This window comes from Thermomonas sp. XSG (genome assembly GCF_014678725.1).
Classification (GTDB): domain Bacteria; phylum Pseudomonadota; class Gammaproteobacteria; order Xanthomonadales; family Xanthomonadaceae; genus Thermomonas.
This window is the reverse complement of the sequence record NZ_CP061497.1, coordinates 1,000,018-1,015,226: the sequence shown is the minus strand read 5'-3', so window position 1 is coordinate 1,015,226 and position 15,209 is coordinate 1,000,018. Positions and strand designations below refer to the sequence as shown.

The 15,209-nt window shown below is 71.0% G+C and carries 15 protein-coding genes; 8 read left to right on the top strand and 7 right to left on the bottom strand.

Features of this window, described 5'->3' with window-relative positions; genetic code table 11:
- Positions 1 to 16: 16 nt before the first annotated feature.
- Together ICG51_RS04815 and ICG51_RS04810 are read right to left on the bottom strand one after the other, a co-directional pair.
- The gene (locus ICG51_RS04815; protein WP_190281888.1) at positions 17 to 1,327 is read right to left on the bottom strand and encodes an amidohydrolase family protein; all 1,311 of its coding nucleotides are present in this window, start codon (positions 1,325 to 1,327) and stop codon (positions 17 to 19) included.
- On the bottom strand, positions 1,324 to 2,706 hold the full coding sequence (locus tag ICG51_RS04810) for an amidohydrolase (RefSeq protein ID WP_190281887.1): 1,383 nt from the start codon (positions 2,704 to 2,706) through the stop codon (positions 1,324 to 1,326). The genes ICG51_RS04815 and ICG51_RS04810 overlap by 4 nt, the downstream gene beginning before the upstream one ends.
- A 120-nt stretch (positions 2,707 to 2,826) precedes the next feature.
- Between ICG51_RS04810 and ICG51_RS04805 the strand changes: the two genes are divergently transcribed.
- Positions 2,827 to 3,603 carry an AMP nucleosidase gene (locus tag ICG51_RS04805; protein WP_190281886.1) on the top strand — a complete coding sequence of 259 codons (777 nt, stop codon included), beginning with the start codon at positions 2,827 to 2,829 and terminating at the stop codon, positions 3,601 to 3,603.
- Positions 3,604 to 3,715: 112 nt separating this feature from the next.
- A complete protein-coding gene (locus ICG51_RS04800) occupies positions 3,716 to 4,252 on the top strand; it encodes a DUF924 family protein (RefSeq protein WP_190281885.1) in 537 nt (178 codons plus the stop codon).
- Positions 4,253 to 4,388: 136 nt separating this feature from the next.
- Here the strand turns inward: ICG51_RS04800 and grxD are convergent, their stop codons facing one another.
- On the bottom strand, positions 4,389 to 5,312 hold the full coding sequence (gene grxD / locus ICG51_RS04795) for a Grx4 family monothiol glutaredoxin (protein ID WP_190281884.1): 924 nt from the start codon (positions 5,310 to 5,312) through the stop codon (positions 4,389 to 4,391).
- A 178-nt stretch (positions 5,313 to 5,490) separates the two neighbouring features.
- Here grxD and ICG51_RS04790 point away from each other — a divergent pair, with 178 nt between their 5' ends.
- The 4 genes from ICG51_RS04790 to ICG51_RS04775 are packed head-to-tail and all read left to right on the top strand — an operon-like array spanning position 5,491 to position 8,387.
- The gene (locus tag ICG51_RS04790) at positions 5,491 to 6,036 is read left to right on the top strand and encodes a sigma-70 family RNA polymerase sigma factor (protein WP_190281883.1); all 546 of its coding nucleotides are present in this window, start codon (positions 5,491 to 5,493) and stop codon (positions 6,034 to 6,036) included.
- Positions 6,023 to 7,132, top strand: a complete 1,110-nt coding sequence (locus tag ICG51_RS04785) for a FecR domain-containing protein (protein WP_190281882.1) — start codon at positions 6,023 to 6,025, stop codon at positions 7,130 to 7,132. Before ICG51_RS04790 ends, ICG51_RS04785 begins: the two co-directional genes overlap by 14 nt.
- A 53-nt stretch (positions 7,133 to 7,185) precedes the next feature.
- On the top strand, positions 7,186 to 7,857 hold the full coding sequence (locus ICG51_RS04780; protein WP_190281881.1) for a hypothetical protein: 672 nt from the start codon (positions 7,186 to 7,188) through the stop codon (positions 7,855 to 7,857).
- Positions 7,854 to 8,387 carry a cytochrome b/b6 domain-containing protein gene (locus ICG51_RS04775; RefSeq protein WP_190281880.1) on the top strand — a complete coding sequence of 178 codons (534 nt, stop codon included), beginning with the start codon at positions 7,854 to 7,856 and terminating at the stop codon, positions 8,385 to 8,387. The genes ICG51_RS04780 and ICG51_RS04775 overlap by 4 nt, the downstream gene beginning before the upstream one ends.
- Here ICG51_RS04775 and ICG51_RS04770 read toward each other — a convergent pair.
- Positions 8,368 to 8,994 (bottom strand): SGNH/GDSL hydrolase family protein, encoded by a 627-nt coding sequence (locus ICG51_RS04770; RefSeq protein WP_190281879.1) that lies wholly within the window; start codon positions 8,992 to 8,994, stop codon positions 8,368 to 8,370. The genes ICG51_RS04775 and ICG51_RS04770 overlap by 20 nt on opposite strands.
- Positions 8,995 to 9,003: 9 nt before the next feature.
- Complete coding sequence (locus ICG51_RS04765) at positions 9,004 to 10,263, bottom strand: aminotransferase class I/II-fold pyridoxal phosphate-dependent enzyme (protein WP_190281878.1); 1,260 nt, start codon at positions 10,261 to 10,263, stop codon at positions 9,004 to 9,006.
- Between the two features lie 144 nt (positions 10,264 to 10,407).
- Between ICG51_RS04765 and rsgA the strand changes: the two genes are divergently transcribed.
- Both rsgA and ICG51_RS04755 read left to right on the top strand, forming a co-directional pair.
- Positions 10,408 to 11,535, top strand: coding sequence for a ribosome small subunit-dependent GTPase A (gene rsgA / locus ICG51_RS04760; protein ID WP_223809562.1), 1,128 nt, complete (start codon positions 10,408 to 10,410; stop codon positions 11,533 to 11,535).
- Positions 11,522 to 12,778 carry a flavohemoglobin expression-modulating QEGLA motif protein gene (locus ICG51_RS04755; protein ID WP_190281876.1) on the top strand — a complete coding sequence of 419 codons (1,257 nt, stop codon included), beginning with the start codon at positions 11,522 to 11,524 and terminating at the stop codon, positions 12,776 to 12,778. Before rsgA ends, ICG51_RS04755 begins: the two co-directional genes overlap by 14 nt.
- Here ICG51_RS04755 and ICG51_RS04750 read toward each other — a convergent pair.
- Both ICG51_RS04750 and gltS read right to left on the bottom strand, forming a co-directional pair.
- Positions 12,775 to 13,998: an FAD-dependent oxidoreductase gene (locus ICG51_RS04750; RefSeq protein WP_190281875.1), complete on the bottom strand. Its 1,224-nt coding sequence runs from the start codon at positions 13,996 to 13,998 to the stop codon at positions 12,775 to 12,777. The genes ICG51_RS04755 and ICG51_RS04750 overlap by 4 nt on opposite strands.
- Entirely contained in the window at positions 13,998 to 15,194 is a 1,197-nt protein-coding gene (gltS, locus tag ICG51_RS04745) for a sodium/glutamate symporter (RefSeq protein ID WP_190281874.1), read from the bottom strand. Before gltS ends, ICG51_RS04750 begins: the two co-directional genes overlap by 1 nt.
- Positions 15,195 to 15,209: the final 15 nt, after the last annotated feature.

Below are 15,209 nucleotides of genomic sequence, written 5' to 3'. Positions count from 1 at the left end.
CGGCGACCAGTCTGCGTCAGCGTGCGTCGGCCGGATAGGCGCGCGGCAGCTGGCCTTCTTCGGGCGTGCCCGCGGCGCGCAGGTAACGGTCGCGCAACTCCGTCTGGCGGCTGCGCATCGGGATCGCGCGGCCGTCCAGCCAAAGCTGCCGGGCGACGCTGGCCACGTCCAGCGGGTCGCCGCTCCACAGCACCAGGTCGGCGCGCTGGCCGACGGCGATGGTCGCGCCGATGTCCGCACCTGCGCCCAGCGCTGCTGCCGGCACCGAGGTCAGGCCCGCCAGGCCCGCTTCCCACGGCAGGCCGTTGGCCACCGCGTTGCCGGCCAGCTGGCGCAGCTTGCGTGCATTGTGCGAAGCGTCACCGCCCTGGAAGAAAGAGACTTTGACCCCGGCCGCGTGCAGGCGCGCGGCGTTGTCCAGGGTCGCGCCGATTTCATCGAAGTCGCCGGGCAGGTTGGCCAGCACGTCGACGAACACCGGCACGCCGGCCGCGGCGATCTGCGGCGCCACCTTCCAGCCTTCCGCCGCCCCCACCAGCGCCACCCGCACGCCGCGCTGCCTGGCCCAGCGCAGCAGCCGGACGATGTCGGCCGCGCGCTGCACCCGCGCCAGCACCGGACCGCCACCGCCCAGGTATTTCGCCAGGGTAGTGCGGCCGGCGGGGGTGAGCAGGGCGAACTGCGAGTCGGCCGGGATGCGGCCGCGCGCCTCGTCGATCAGCTGGTCGAGCAGCATCCACTGCGCCGCGCGCGAGCTGCCGCTTAGGTTGGCACCGGCGCTGCCGAGGGTGACGAACAGCGCGCGCGGACCGACCGCGTCGAGGCTGCCGTCCAGCCGCACCAGGCCGCCTTGGCCGCCGATCAGCGAGCCGCCGGGGCGAGTGCCGGCCGCCAGCAGCGTCCAGCCGATGCCTTCCACCCGCGCCACCGGCACCAGCACCGATTCCGGGTTGTAGGCCAGGGTGACGTCGAACTCAGGCCGCACCTGCATGTCGGCGGCGTTGGCGCCCAGGGCCAGGGTGGCGTCGACGGTACCTGATTCGCCGGACACCTCCTCCACGCCGATGTCGGTGATGCCGCCGAACAGCGCCGGCGTCAGCGACTGGCCTTGGGCATCCACCACCGGCGCGTTGCCGGCGACGAGGCCACTGCCGATGGCGGCGATGCGGCCCTGCTTCACCAGCACGTCGGTGTTGCGCAGGGTGCCGCGCGCGCTGGCGGTATGCACGGTGGCGTTGCGGATCAGCAGGTCCTGGGCCTGCGCCAGGCCGCAGGCGGCGAACAGCGCCGACGCCAGCGCGAGGCGCTTGATGATGCGGGCATTCATCGCACACCTCCCGACACGATCTCCTGCCCGAGCAGGAAGTCCGAGGTCGGCTGCCGCGCCGGATCGCGGCGGTCGTACAGCCGCGCGCCGTCCACGTAGACCTGCTCGGCCTGCGCGAAGCTGCTGAACGGATTGCCGTTCCACACCACCACGTCGGCCATCTTGCCGGACTCCAGGGTGCCGGTCTGGTCGTCGATGCCCATCGCCTTGGCGGGGTTGCGGGTGAGCCACTGGATCGCGTGTTCGGGGCTGATGCGGATGCCCACGCGGCCGGCGTTGGCGATCACCTTGGCCGCCTCCTGGTTGAGCCGCTGGATGCCTTCGGCGGAATCGGAATGCACGATCGCGCAGCCGCCGGGCACGCGGTCGACCAGCGCGATGTTCTCCTGGATGCCGTCGAAGCTTTCCATCTTGAAGCCCCACCAGTCCGCCCACAGCGCGCCGCAGACGCCTTCCGCGGCCAGCCGGTCGGCGATCTTGTAGGCCTCCACGCCGTGGTGGAAGGCGGCGATCTTGAAGCCGAATTCCTTGGCGAGGTCGAGCATGATCGCCATCTCGTCGGCGCGGTAGCAGTGGATGTTGACCCGGATGTCGCCGTTGATGGCGCCGGCCAGGGTGTCCAGCTTCAGGTCGCGCTTGGCCTCCGCGTCCTTGCCGCCGGCCTTGCGCTTCTTCATGTAGTCGGCGGCATCGGCGAACGCCGCGCGGTAGCCGGCCACGTTGCCCATGCGGGTGGACGGGCCGCCGCGCTGGCCGTAGACGCGCTTGGGGTTCTCGCCGCAGGCCATCTTCAGGCCCCAGGGCGCGCCGGGGAACTTCATGCCCTGGTAGGTGGTGGCGGAGACGTTCTTCAGGGTGACGCCGCGGCCGCCGATCAGGTTGGCGCTGCCGGGCAGGATCTGCAGCGCGGTCACGCCGCCGGCCAGCGCGGCGTGGAACCCCGGATCCTGCGGCCAGACCGAGTGTTCGGCCCAGACCTGCGCGGTCACCGGCGCGGTGGCCTCGTTGCCGTCGCTGTGCGCGCTGGCGCCCGGGCTGGCGTACACGCCCAGGTGCGAATGGATGTCGATGATGCCGGGCGTGATCCACTTGCCGCTGGCATCGACGCGAAGTGCGTCGGCAGTGGTTTCAAGTCCGTTGCCGACCGCGACGATTTTGCCGTCGCGCATCAGCACGTCCGCATTGTCCAGTCGCTGGCCGTTGCCGATGAGCACCGTAGCGCCCTGCAGCAGCACCGGCGGCGAGGCGATCCGCTGGTAGGTACTGGGATACGGGTCGGCGGCGAAGTCGTAGGGCTTGGCGGGCGATGCCGGCTTCTGCGGCGCACTGGCGCAGCCGGCCAGCAGCGCCGCCAGCACGGCGGCGGTCAACGGTTTCATGCGGTGGTTCCCCTGGTGCGGAAAAACGATGCACGCACCCTAGCGTCATCGCGCCCGGGCCGCCACATGACCGAGGTCATGGGGCCGGGCTTAGAATCCGGGAAACGGAAAAGGACCGCGATGAAGAGCAAACAGGAAATCGTCGACAACTGGCTGCCGCGCTACACCGGGGTGCCGCTGGAGAGCTTCGGGCAGCACATCCTGCTGACCAATTTCGGCGGCTATCTGTCGCACTTCTCGGAAATGACCGGCGCGCCGGTGGTCGGCGTCGACCGGCCGATGCCCAGCGCCACCGCCGACGGCATCACCCTGATCAATTTCGGCATGGGCAGCCCGAACGCCGCCACGGTCATGGACCTGCTGTCGGCCATCTGCCCGAAGGCGGTGCTGTTCCTGGGCAAGTGCGGCGGGCTGAAGAAGAAGAACCAGCTGGGCGACCTGGTGCTGCCGATCGCCGCGATCCGCGGCGAAGGCACCAGCGACGACTACCTGCCGCCGCAGGTGCCGGCGCTGCCCGCGTTCGCCCTGCAGCGGGTGATCTCCACCAGCATCCGCGACATGGAGCTGGACTACTGGACCGGCACCGTGTTCACCACCAACCGCCGGGTCTGGGAGCACGACGACGAGTTCAAGGACCGGCTGCGGGCGATGCGCTGCATGGCCATCGACATGGAGACCGCGACCATCTTCGCCGCCGGTTTCGCCAACCGCATCCCCTGCGGCGCGCTGCTGCTGGTGTCGGACCAGCCGATGATCCCGGAAGGCGTGAAGACCGAGGCCAGCGATGCCCGCGTGTCTGCCGAGTATGTGCAGAACCACATCCGGGTCGGCATCGAGTCGCTGAAGCTGATCCGTCGCAACGGCAAGTCGGTGCGGCACCTGCGGTTCGACGAGTGAGCCAGGGCGTGCTTTGCACGGCGCCGCCGCGCAGCCTTGGTGAACGCGCGGCCACGGATGGCCGGGCTAGGGGTTCCCGAAGCCGTTATTGTTGCGCCATGGAGGGCTGCGAATGACCGTATCGAAGGAGCTGCTCGCCTTCTGGCGCGACGCGGGCATGGACAAATGGTTCGGTGGCGGGGTCGCCTTCGACGAGGAATGCCGCGCGCGCTGGCAGGACGTGCATTTCGCCGCCGCCCGCCGCGAGCACGATGGCTGGATGGAAACGGCCGACTGCGCGCTGGCGCTGGTGCTGCTGCTGGACCAGATCCCGCGCAACATCTTCCGCGGCAGCGGCCACGCCTTCGCCACCGATCCGCTGGCGCTGCACTTCGCCACGCGCGCCATCGAGACCGGTTTCGATGCGCAGATCGAGCCAGCGCTGCGGTTCTTCTTCTACCTGCCGTTCGAGCATTCCGAAGCGATGGCCGACCAGCAGCGCGCGGTGGAGTTGTTCACCGCGCTGGGGAATTCCAATCTGCTGGGCTACGCGCTGGCGCACCGCGACGTGATTGCGCAGTTCGGCCGCTTCCCGCATCGCAATGCCACACTGGGCCGAGTCAACATGCCCGCCGAGCAGGCCTGGCTGGATGCCGGCGGCGGGTTCTGAGTTTCTTCGTCGCTACAGCGGTAATCCGTAGGAGCGCGCCGTAGGGGCGCGATGCTCTTTGGATGATCCGACGAAGAGCGTTCGCGCCCCTGCGGTGCGCTCCCACGAAGGAGGGGGAGCGGCGTCCCGCCGACCGTCAGTAGCGCGGCACCGCCGGGTCCAGGTCGGCCCAGGCCACGATGCCGCCGGCCACGTTGTAGAGCTCCTTGAAGCCCAGCGCGCGGAAGTGCTCCGCCGCCTGCGCGCTGCGCGCGCCGGCCTGGCACAGGAAGGCCAGCGCGGTGTCCTTCGGCAGCGCCTCGATTTCCTCCACACCATCGTCGAAGTGGCGATAGGCGACCGGCGCCTCCGCCAGCGCGCGCTCGTCCGCCGGGCGCACGTCCACCAGCACCAGGGTGCCGGCCTGCACGCGCTCGCGCACCTGCGCCGGGGTCAGCGCCTTCACCTTCGGCGGCGCGTTGGGGTTGTCGATCACCAGACCCTTGCCACGGGCGTCGTCGGCCCAGTCGATGGTCATCCCGCGCGCGCGCTGCGCGCTGACCAGGTCGAACTGGGCACGGATGCCGGCGGATTCGCTGGCGATGGCGCCATCGTCCACCGGCGCCAGCTGCAGCCGCGCGTTGTAGCCCTTGTCCACTTCGACCTGCAGCGCATAGCCCTCGCCGGCGTTGGCCAGCGCCTGCTTCAGCATCTCCGCGGCGGCCGGTGTGATGGTGATCGACGGCGGAGTGCGGTCGGGCGCGGGCAGGCCCAGCGCGGCGTGCAGTTCGCCGCTGGCGGCCATCTGGGTGACGATGTCGCAGCCGCCGACCAGCTCGCCGCGGATGTACAGCTGCGGGATGGTGGGCCAGTCGCCATAGGCCTTGATGCCTTCGCGGATTTCCGGGTCGGCCAGCACGTTGACGTGGGCATAGTCCGCGCCGGTGGCGTCCATCGCCGCGGCGGTCTTGGCCGAGAAGCCGCACTGCGGCGCATCCGGCGTGCCCTTCAGGAACAGCACGACGGGGTTGGCGGCCAGCACGGATTCGATGCGGGCGCGCAGGGCGGGGTCGAGGGACATGGCGGAGCTTCCAGCAAGGGGGAGACCCCGCCAATTCTACGCCGGAGCCGGTTGCTGCCCCGATGACGCCGGTCAAGCCGGCAGAGCGGGTGCGGGCATCGCCGCGCGTCGCGGGTATCGTCCTGTTAACGCCCGGCGCCATCGCCGCGTCGGTATGGGGTATCCGGAACGAAACCGCTTGGTCGAGAACGAGGCAACCGCCGCGCTGGTCGCAGCCGCGCGCCGTGGAGACGGCGGCGCGCTCGATCGCCTGTACCGCCGCTTCGCGCCGGTGGTGCACGGCATCCTGCTGGGCTACGCGGCGCACGCCGACGCCGAGGACCTGGCCCAGCGCGTGTTCGAGACCGCGTTCCGCCGGCTGGCCGACCTGCGCGAGGACGCGGCCTTTCCCGGCTGGATCGCCAGCATGGCGCGCCGCGCTGGCCTGGACGAACGGCGTCGGTTCGCACCGGCGACGGGCATGGAGATCGAGGCGACCGCCGTCCACGCTAGCCACGAGGATCGGGTGGATGCGGAGCGCGCGCTGCACGCGATCCGCGGGCTGCCGGAGGCGTACCGCGAGCCGCTGCTGCTGCGGCTGGCGGAAGGGCTGAGCGGCCCGGAGATTGCCGAGCTGACCGGGCTGACCCCCGGCAGCGTGCGGGTCAACCTGCATCGCGGCATGGCGCTGCTGCGGCAGGCGCTGGCTGAACCGGACGGGAGGCGTGTCCATGAATCCCCATGACGATTACCTGTGGTCGAAGGCCGGGCTGGGCGAGGACGACCTTCTCCGCCTGGAGCGGCTGCTGGCGCCGTATGCGCATCCGCGCGGGCAATGGCCGGAGGCGACTCTGATCGCGCCCATGTCTGCACCGGCGCCGACGCGTCATCGCCGCCGCTCGCGCCATTTCCGCATCGCCTGGGGGCTGGCCGCGACGCTCGCCGCGTGCGCGCTGGCGGCCGCGATCCTGCTGCAGCATCGCCTGGCCTGGCCCGAGCATCGGGGCTGGGACGTGGCGGCCCTGCGCGGGCAGGTGCGGATGGCGGGCGCGCCGCTGCGGGCCGGCGAACGCTTGCCGGCCGGCGGCGAAATCGCCACCGGCGACGATGGCATCGCACGCCTGCGGATCGCGCGGATCGGCGAGCTGCGGCTGGCTGCCGATTCGCGGTTGCGGCTGGAGCAGACCGGCTCCGGCCGGCATCGCGTGCGACTGCTGCAGGGCCGGCTGTGGGCGCGGGTGTGGGCGCCGCCGGGCTACTTCGGCGTGCGCCTGCCGCGCACCGAGGCGCTGGACATGGGTTGCGAGTTCACGCTGGAAAGCGACGCCACGGGCGCGGGCGCGCTGACCGTGCGCAGCGGCTGGGTGCTGGTCGGCAACGGCGGCGGCGAAGCCCTGGTGCCGCAGGGCGCCACGGTGCGCCTGCGCGCGGACGGCGCGGCTGGAACACCGCACGATCTTGGCGCAAGCGACGGTTTCGTGGCGGCGCTTGCGGAGTTCGACGCGCGACGCGGCTTGTTGCCGGCCGACGATGCGCGTCTCCAGCGGTTGCTGGCGCAGGCGCGGCCAGAGGATGCCATCAGCCTGCTGTCGCTGCTGCAGCGGCACCCGCGGCTGGCGGGTGGCCCGCTGTACGATCGCTTGCGCGCGTTCCTCGCAAGCGCGCCCGCGCCGTCGCGCGAAGCGGTGCTGCGCGGCGCGCCGGGCGCGCTGGATCCGTGGTGGAACGCGTTGCCCTATCCGCGCGCCAAGCGCTGGTGGCTGCAATGGCTGGATGCGCTGCCGGCGGGAGACGATGCGGCATTCACTGGCGCACGCACGGCGGTTCCCGAGCGCCGTTAACGGTTGTCGCGGTGCGGTCGTCCTAACACGACACCCCCGAGGAGACCACAACGATGCCCGCACTTCCCCGCGCCACCCTGGCGTTCGCACTTGTCCTGCTCGCCGCCTGCGACGCGCCGGCCAGCGATCATGCCGCCACGACGGCGATCAATCGCCCGGTGCCGGTGATCGGCAATCCCTGCGAGGGCTGCGAAGCCGTGTTCGACGGCATGCCGGCGGAGATTCCGTCCAGCATCCGGCTTGCGCCTCCCGGCGAACCCGGCGTGCCGATGCGCATTTCCGGACGGGTACTGGACGGCTCCGGCCGCACCCGCGCCGGCGTGGTGGTCTACGCCTACCAGACCGATCGCACAGGCATCTATCCGAGCCCGGCGCAGCGGCTCGGTCGTGAGGCCATGCGTCATGGACGCCTGCGCGGCTGGGTGCGCAGCGACGCGCAGGGCCGATACGCCATCGACACCATCCGGCCGGGCAGCTACCCCGACGAAGAGATGGCCGAACACGTGCATATGCACGTGCTCGAACCCGGCTGCTTCACCTACTACATCGACGACCTGATGTTCCTCGACGACCCCAAGCTGTCCGCAGAAGAACAGCGCGAGGCGCACGGCACCGGCGGAAACGGCTTCCTGCGGCCAGTGATGGTCGATGGGCGCTGGCAGGTCGAGCGCGACATCGTGCTCGGGCTGGGCGTGCCCGGCCACCGCGAATGCCGGGCGCCATGAGCGGCGAACGCCATCCCACCTGCCTCCGGCGCCTGCACTGGGCGGTCGCGATGGGCGTGGCGGTGCAGCTTGCGCTGGGCTGGGGGGCGGAAGCCATCGACGGCGACGCTGGGATGCGCCTGCTGCGCATCCACTTCCAGCTCGGCCTGGTGTTGCTGGTGCTGATGTTGCTGCGGGTTGCGTGCCGGCTGATGCGGCGCATGCCGCGGGCCGATGGCGGAGAACCGCGCTGGCGTCGCCGGGCGGCGTACATCGTCCACGCCGGGCTGTATCTGCTGCTATTCCTGCTGCCGATCAGCGGCTACGTGATCTGGGTCTGGATGGAGGCGCCGCTCGACGTGCTGGGCGTGTTGCGGGTGCCGAGGCTGTTCGTGCCGCCCGCCGACGACGAAACCTGGCGGGCGATCGCCTGGTACGTCCACTTCGCCTGCGTGTGGTTGCTGTCCGCGCTGGTCGCGTTGCACGCGGCGGCGGCGCTCTGGCACCAGTGGGTGCGGCGCGACGGGCTGATCAGCCGGCGGATGCTGTAGCGCCGCCGGACAGCAGGCCGAGCGCGACCGGCAGCGCTGCCTCGGCCCAGCGCGCGTACTGCGCCGCCGAGGGGTGCAGGCCATCTTCCGCCAGCATCCCGGCGGCTTCACCTGTGCGGGAAATCGCGGTGATGTCCACGAAGGCCACGCCTTCGGCCAGGCACAGCTCGCGTGCGGCGGCGTTGTAGGCATCCAGGTCGTCCGCGATGGCCCGGCGGTCGCGACCGCTGGCGTGCGCGAACGGGGTCACCCCCCAGTCGGGGATCGACAGCACCAGCACGCGCTGCGCGCGGCCGCCGGCCAGCGTGATCGCCCGCCGCAGCAGGCGATGGAACTCGCCGACATACTCGTCCACGCTGCGGCCGCGGTACTGGTTGTTGACGCCGATCAGCAGCGAGACGAAGTCCCAGTCGCCCAGCGGTTCGGCCGCGTCCATCGCCGCCGCCAGTTCGTCGGTGGTCCAGCCGGTGGTGGCGATGATCCGTGGCTCGTCGATCGTGATCCCCGCGTCGCGCAGTCGCGCCGCCAGCTGCGCCGGCCAGCGGCCCGCGTCCTCGACGCCTTCGCCGATCGTGTAGGAGTCACCGAGGGCGAGGTAGCGGACCATGCGTCGTGCCTACGCCACCGCGCTCTGCCGCTGCGCGCGCTCCGCGCGGCGGGTCAGCACGCGGTCGATGCGGGCGAACACCTCGCGCAGCACCGGTGCCTCCGGCAGCAGGGTGACGCGGAAGTGGTCGCGGTAGGGCACGTTGAAGCTGGTGCCGGGGACGATCAGCACGTCCTCCTGTTCCAGCATCTCCAGCGCGAAGTCGTGGTCGTCGAAGCCCCGCGCGGCGTCACCGACCACGCGCGGGAAGCCATACAGCGCGCCGGCCGGCGGCACCAGCGACAGGTGCTGGCTGGCGGTGCAGCTGTCGATCAGCGCGCGGCGGGTTTCGTACAGGCGGCCGCCGGGGCGCACCAGCTCGCCGATGGTGTCGGTGCCGTGCAGGGCCTGTTCGATCGCGAACTGGCCCGGCACGTTGGCGCACAGGCGCAGCGCGCCCAGCAGGTCCAGCGCGTGGTGGAAATCGCCGCAGGCCAGCGGGTCGCCGCTCAGCACCGCCCAGCCCACCCGCCAGCCGCAGGCGCGATGCACCTTCGACAGCCCGCCGAAGCTCATGCACGGCAGGTCGCCGGCCAGCGGTGCGACCGGCTGGAACACCGCGTCGTCGTAGAGGATGCCGTCGTAGATCTCGTCCACCAGCAGCAGCAGCCGGTAGCGCTGGGCGATCTCGACGATGCGCTCCAGCAGCGCACGCGGATAGTTGGCGCCGGTGGGGTTGTTGGGGTTGATCAGCACGATCGCCCGGGTGCGCGAGGACACCAGCGATTCGATCTGCTCGGGATCGGGCAGGAAGCCGTTCTCGCGATCGCACTTGTAGTAGACCGGGCGGCCGTCGTTGAGGATAGTCGCGGCGCTCCATAGCGGGTAGTCCGGCGAGGGCACCAGCACTTCCTCGCCGGGATTGAGCAGCGCGCGCAGGGAGATGTCGATCAGTTCCGACACGCCGTTGCCGACGAACACCCGCTCCGGCGACGCGTTGGGCGTGCCGCGTGCCTTGTGGAAGGCGGCGATCGCCTCGCGCGCTTCCGGCAGGCCCTGCTGGTGGGTGTAGGGGTCGGTGCGGGCGATGCCGCCGGCGATGGCATCCTGCAGGTGTTCCGGGGCACGGAACCCGAACGCGCCGGGGTTGCCGATGTTGAGCTTGATCAGCCTGCGGCCTTGCCCTTCCAGCTCCCGCGCTCGCCGCGCCAGTTCGCCCCGGATTTCGTAGCGGACCTCGGTGAGGCGGGTGCGGGTGGCGATCCTGTTGCGGGGGTTGAACGACGACATCGGCGTGGGCGCGGGGAGGGGGGAAGCAAAGCCTAGCGGAAAATGGCGCGCCGCCGCGGCCTGCCCGGCCGGGCGGCGCACCGCATGGCGGCTTCCCGGCAGGGCTAGAATCCGCCGCATGAATGAAAACTGCCGCAAATGAGCCTGTCCGCCGCGCCTGCCGCGCTCCCTGCGCTTTCCGCGATTGGCTGGCGCTGGACGCCGCAGGCGCTGGATCCGGGCTGGGCGGCGCTGCTGGCGGCGCATCCGGCCGCGCGGCCGGCGCGGATCGTGGAGCAGCACCGCAGCGGCTACCGCCTGGCCGAAGCCATCGACCAGGCCGATCCGGCCGAATCGCTGCCGGAATGGCAGCGCGCGGGCAGCTACCGCAAGGGCGAGATCAATCCCGAGGCGCGGCCGGCGGTGGGCGACTGGGTGCTGGTGGAAGGCGAGGCGCCGAAGTCGCTGCGGATCGTCGCCCTGCTGCCGCGCTTTTCCGCAATCAAGCGCGGCGCCGCCGGCGAGCACTACCGCCAGCAGGTGATCGCCGCCAACATCGACACGGTGTTCGTGGTCTGCGGACTGGATGCCGACTTCAACCCGCGCCGGATCGAACGCTACCTGCTGCTGGTGGCCGGCAGCGGCGTGCAGCCGGTCGTCGTGCTCACGAAATCCGACCGGGATGACGCCGACGTCGGGGCCGCGCTGCGCGCGCTGCGCGCGCTGGACGTGCCGGTGCTGGCGCTGAACGCCAAAGACCCGGCCGCCGCCGCCGCGCTGGCGCCGTGGCTGGGCGCGGGCTGCAGCGTGGTGCTGGTGGGCAGTTCGGGCGCGGGCAAGTCGACCCTGACCAACACCCTGCTTGGCATCGAGAAGATGAAGACCGGCGCGGTGCGCGAAAGCGACGCCCGCGGGCGCCACACCACCACCCATCGCGCGCTGCTGGCGCTGCCCGGCGGTGCCTGCCTGATCGACACCCCGGGCATGCGCGAACTCAAGCCCACCGGTGAAGAGGATGTTGCGGAAAGCTTCGCCGACGTCGAAGCGCTGGCGGAACAGTGCCGCTTCCGTGACTGCAAGCATGCGAAGGAACCCGGCTGCGCGGTGCGCGCGGCGGTGGAAAGCGGCGAGCTGGATGGTGAACGCGTAGCCAATTTCCTCAAGCTGTCGGACGAAGTGGCGGGTGCGGCCAACCGGCTCGCCACCCGGCTGGCGCAGAAGGCGGACGCCAAGGTGCTGGGCAAGACCAAGGCGCAATACAAGAGATTCGACGAGAAACATGGCCGGCACTGACGCCATCGCCCACCATGCCGCGCTCGACGCGCGCATGGCGCGCGCGGCCAGGCCCATCCGCCTGCTCAGCCTGGCCAGCTGGCCGGCCAGCGAGCAGCAGGCCTTCCTGGCCGGCTGGGCGCGCGGCAACCCGCGGCTGCCGGACTACCAGTACCCGAAGCACGATTTTTCCGACGCGCGCCGCGAGCTGGCCGCGGTCACCGCCGCTGCCGACCCTACTCATCCGCTCGGGCAGTATCTGGTCGAATCCGCGCAGGGCTGGGTGCTGGCCGCCGAGCTGCTGGAGCATCTCGGCAGTGCGCAGGTGACCGACCTGTCGATCGCGCTGTTTGGCACCCCCGACCAGGCGCTGCCGGGCGGCATCACCACCCGCGAGGCGGCCAACCACTTCCTGCGCGTGGCGGACGATTTCGACCGCGAGCTGATCGCGCCGGCGGAACAGGTGGAGATTTCCGCCACGGCGCTGGCGCTGCGGCTGCAGTCCGAGCTGGACGACTTCTTCGACAGCCGCGTCATCGACGTCGAGCTTGATCCAGAGCTGATCGCCAAGGCCGCCGCCGGCGCCACCCGCATCCGCCTGCGCTCGGGCGCCGCGTTCTCCGACTACGACCTGCAGCAGCTGCTGCAGCACGAGGCCTTCGTGCATTCGCTGACCGCGCTCAATGGTCGGCAGCAGGAGATCCTGCCCAGCCTGGCACTGTCATCGCCGCGGGTCACCGCCACCCAGGAAGGGCTGGCGGTGTTCGCCGAGCAGATCACCGGCAGCATCGACATCGAACGGATGAAGCGGGTCAGCCTGCGTATCGAGGCGGTGGCGATGGCGCTGGAGGGCGCGGACTTCCTGCAGGTATTCCGCTACTTCCTCGAGTCCGGCCAGACCGAAGTGGAGAGCTTCACCTCGGCGCAGCGCGTGTTCCGCGGCGTGCCTACGTCTGGCGGGCAGGCGTTCACCAAGGACACCGTGTACCTGCGCGGCCTGCTGGGCGTGCACACCTTCTTCCGCTGGGCCCTCAAGCACCGCAAGCTGCGGCTGTGCCGGCTGCTGTTCGCCGGCAAGATGACACTGGCCGACGTGCAGCGCTTCGAGCCGCTGTTCGAAAGCGGCGACCTGCGCGAACCGCGCTGGCTGCCGCCGTGGGTGGCGCGCGCCAACGGCTTGGCCGGGACGTTGGCGTTCTCGCTGTTCGCCAACCGGATCCGGCTGGAGCAGGTGGTCTCGGCCGAAAGCGTGGTCGATCTCTAGGCTGCGTCCAGCAGCAGGTTCGCGGCGCGCTCGCCACTGCCCATCGCCAGCGTCCAGCCGAGCATGCCGTGGCCGATGTTCAGCACCAGGCCGTCGCATGGCTGGCGGATGACCGGGCTGGATGGCGGTGTGGCCGGGCGCAGGCCGGCCCAGCGATGTTCGATGGCGTCGTAGTCGGCGCCCTCCGGCAGCGAGTCGCGGGCCATCGCGACCAGCTGCTGCATGCGCGTCGGGTCGGGCTTCGGATCCCAGTGGTTGAGATCCGCCAGTCCCGCCACCCGGATGCGCTCGCCCAGCCGGCAGAACACCAGCTTGCGCGCAGTGTCGGTGATGCTGGCCACCGGTGCGTGGGTGCCGCAGGGGGCGGTGAACGAATAGCCCTTGATCGCCATCAGCGGCGAGGCCAGGCCCAGCGTCCGCAGCAGCGCGTGGCTGTCGATACCGGTGCAGACCGCGACTTTGCCGACCCGCACGCTGTCGCCGCTGGCCGCGTGCAGGCGCCAGTGCGTGCCGTCGCGTTGCGCGCGCCGCAGGTCGAAGCCGAAGCGTGCCTGCATGCCGTACTGCGCCTGCAGGATCTGAAGGAGGCCGGTGCAGAACCGCCATGGATCGCCGGCTTCCTCGTCGGGCGAATGCACGGCGCCGACCATCCCGCGTGTGCCGGCAAGCGCGGGTTCGGCGGCGATCGCCTCCGCGGGCGTGAGCAGCTGCTGGCGCACGCCGAATGGCCGCTTCGCGTCGATCATCGCCCGTGCCTTCGGCAGCGCGGCGGCGTCGTAATATACGTGCAGCTTGCCGGCCACGCGGTGCTGGAAGTCGATCGGGTGGCGCGCCAGCAGCGCGTCCATCGCCGCCTTCGATTCCAGCGCCAGTGCCAGCGTCGCCAGCGTGTTGCGCTGCAGGCGCGCGGCGGTGGCGTTGCGCAGGAAGGCCAGGCCCCAGGCCCAGAAATGCGGGTCCAGCGAGGGGCGCACGCGGAAGGCGGCGTCGCCGCCGGCCAGCATGCCGGGCAGCTGCTTCCACAGCGCCGGGCCGGCCATCGCGTCGGTATAGGCGTAACTGAGCTGGGCGCCGTTGGCGAACGAGGCGCCCAGCGCAGGGCCGTCCGCGCGGTCGAGCAGCAGCACCCGCAGGCCGCGGCGGGCCAGCGCCCAGGCGGTGGCCAGGCCGACCACGCCGGCGCCGACCACGGCTACATCGGCATCGTTGCCCGCGTGCATCAATGCGGCCACAGGTTGATGAAGCCGGTGATGATCAGCGCGTTGGTGAAGTCGATGAAGAACGCACCGACCAGCGGCGCCACCAGGAACGCGCGCGGCGCGGCGCCGTAACGCTCCACCAGCGTGCGCATCACCGCCATCGCGTTGGCGGTGGTGCCCAGCATGAAGCCGATGAAGCCGCCGCCCATCACCGCGGCGTCATAGTCGCGGCCCATCGCGCGGAACACGACCGCGCAGAACGCGGTCACCAGCAGCGCCTGCAGGCCCAGGTTGACCAGCAGCGGCAGCGCCAACCCGGCCAGCTCCCACAGCTTGAGGTTCATCAGCGCCACTGCCAGGAACAGCGAGAGGCAGACGTTGCCGATCAGTTCGGTGGTCGGCACCGACAGCCCGATCAGGCGGGTGCGGTCGTCGATGTTGCGCACCACTGCCCCGACCAGCATCGCGCCGACGTAGGCCGGCAGGGTGATGCCGGTGGCGGAGATTGCCTTGCCCACCCAGGCGCCCAGCCACATCGCCACCAGGATCACCACGATGCTCTTGAGCGCGCTGTACTCGCGCTCGGCCTCGCTGGCGGCGGGCAGGGCGGCCGAATCGGCCGGGGCGCGGTGGTCGTCGGGGCGGATCGAGGTCAGGGCGAAGCGGCGGATCAGCAGCGTGGCCACCGGCCCGCCGATCAGCCCGCCACAGACGATTCCCGCCATCGCCGAGGCCACCGCGATCGATTCCGCTCCGGCCACGCCGGCGCGCTCGAACAGTGGCGCGAACGCCAGTCCGGTGGCCGGGCCGCCGGTCAGGGTGGTCGAGCCGGCCAGCACGCCGAACAGCGGATGCAGGCCGAAGCCGGTCGCCACCGCCATGCCCAGCAGGTTCTGCGCCACCGCGAACACGGTGGCCAGCAGCAGGAACAGCATCACCTGGCGGCCGCTGATCCGCAGCAGCCAGACGCTGGCGTTGAAGCCGATGGTGGTGAAGAACGCGATCATCAGCGGGCTTTGCAGGCCCGTATCGAGGGTGAACAGGGTCGCGCCGCGCGCGTGCGCGATCCACGCGGCCACGGCAAACACCAATCCGCCGATCACCGGCGGCGGCAGGTTGTAGCGGCCCAGCACCGGGATCACCCGGCACAAGCCGTAGCCCAGGAACAGGGCGAGCCCGGCCAGCGCCAGCGTCTGCACGGCATCGAGTTGCAGCATGTTGCGGAGTCTCCG

What these genes read in the sequence shown, in the direction of transcription:
- ICG51_RS04770 (WP_190281879.1), bottom strand. Translation starts at nt 8,994, where the DNA reads ATGGTCCGCTACCTCGCCCTCGGTGACTCCTACACGATCGGCGAAGGC.
- ICG51_RS04805 (WP_190281886.1), top strand. Translation starts at nt 2,827, where the DNA reads ATGAAGAGCAAACAGGAAATCGTCGACAACTGGCTGCCGCGCTACACC.
- ICG51_RS04815 (WP_190281888.1), bottom strand. Translation starts at nt 1,327, where the DNA reads ATGAATGCCCGCATCATCAAGCGCCTCGCGCTGGCGTCGGCGCTGTTC.
- ICG51_RS04810 (WP_190281887.1), bottom strand. Translation starts at nt 2,706, where the DNA reads ATGAAACCGTTGACCGCCGCCGTGCTGGCGGCGCTGCTGGCCGGCTGC.
- ICG51_RS04800 (WP_190281885.1), top strand. Translation starts at nt 3,716, where the DNA reads ATGACCGTATCGAAGGAGCTGCTCGCCTTCTGGCGCGACGCGGGCATG.
- gltS (WP_190281874.1), bottom strand. Translation starts at nt 15,194, where the DNA reads ATGCTGCAACTCGATGCCGTGCAGACGCTGGCGCTGGCCGGGCTCGCC.
- ICG51_RS04785 (WP_190281882.1), top strand. Translation starts at nt 6,023, where the DNA reads ATGAATCCCCATGACGATTACCTGTGGTCGAAGGCCGGGCTGGGCGAG.
- ICG51_RS04755 (WP_190281876.1), top strand. Translation starts at nt 11,522, where the DNA reads ATGGCCGGCACTGACGCCATCGCCCACCATGCCGCGCTCGACGCGCGC.
- ICG51_RS04780 (WP_190281881.1), top strand. Translation starts at nt 7,186, where the DNA reads ATGCCCGCACTTCCCCGCGCCACCCTGGCGTTCGCACTTGTCCTGCTC.
- ICG51_RS04765 (WP_190281878.1), bottom strand. Translation starts at nt 10,263, where the DNA reads ATGTCGTCGTTCAACCCCCGCAACAGGATCGCCACCCGCACCCGCCTC.
- ICG51_RS04750 (WP_190281875.1), bottom strand. Translation starts at nt 13,998, where the DNA reads ATGCACGCGGGCAACGATGCCGATGTAGCCGTGGTCGGCGCCGGCGTG.
- ICG51_RS04775 (WP_190281880.1), top strand. Translation starts at nt 7,854, where the DNA reads ATGAGCGGCGAACGCCATCCCACCTGCCTCCGGCGCCTGCACTGGGCG.
- grxD (WP_190281884.1), bottom strand. Translation starts at nt 5,312, where the DNA reads ATGTCCCTCGACCCCGCCCTGCGCGCCCGCATCGAATCCGTGCTGGCC.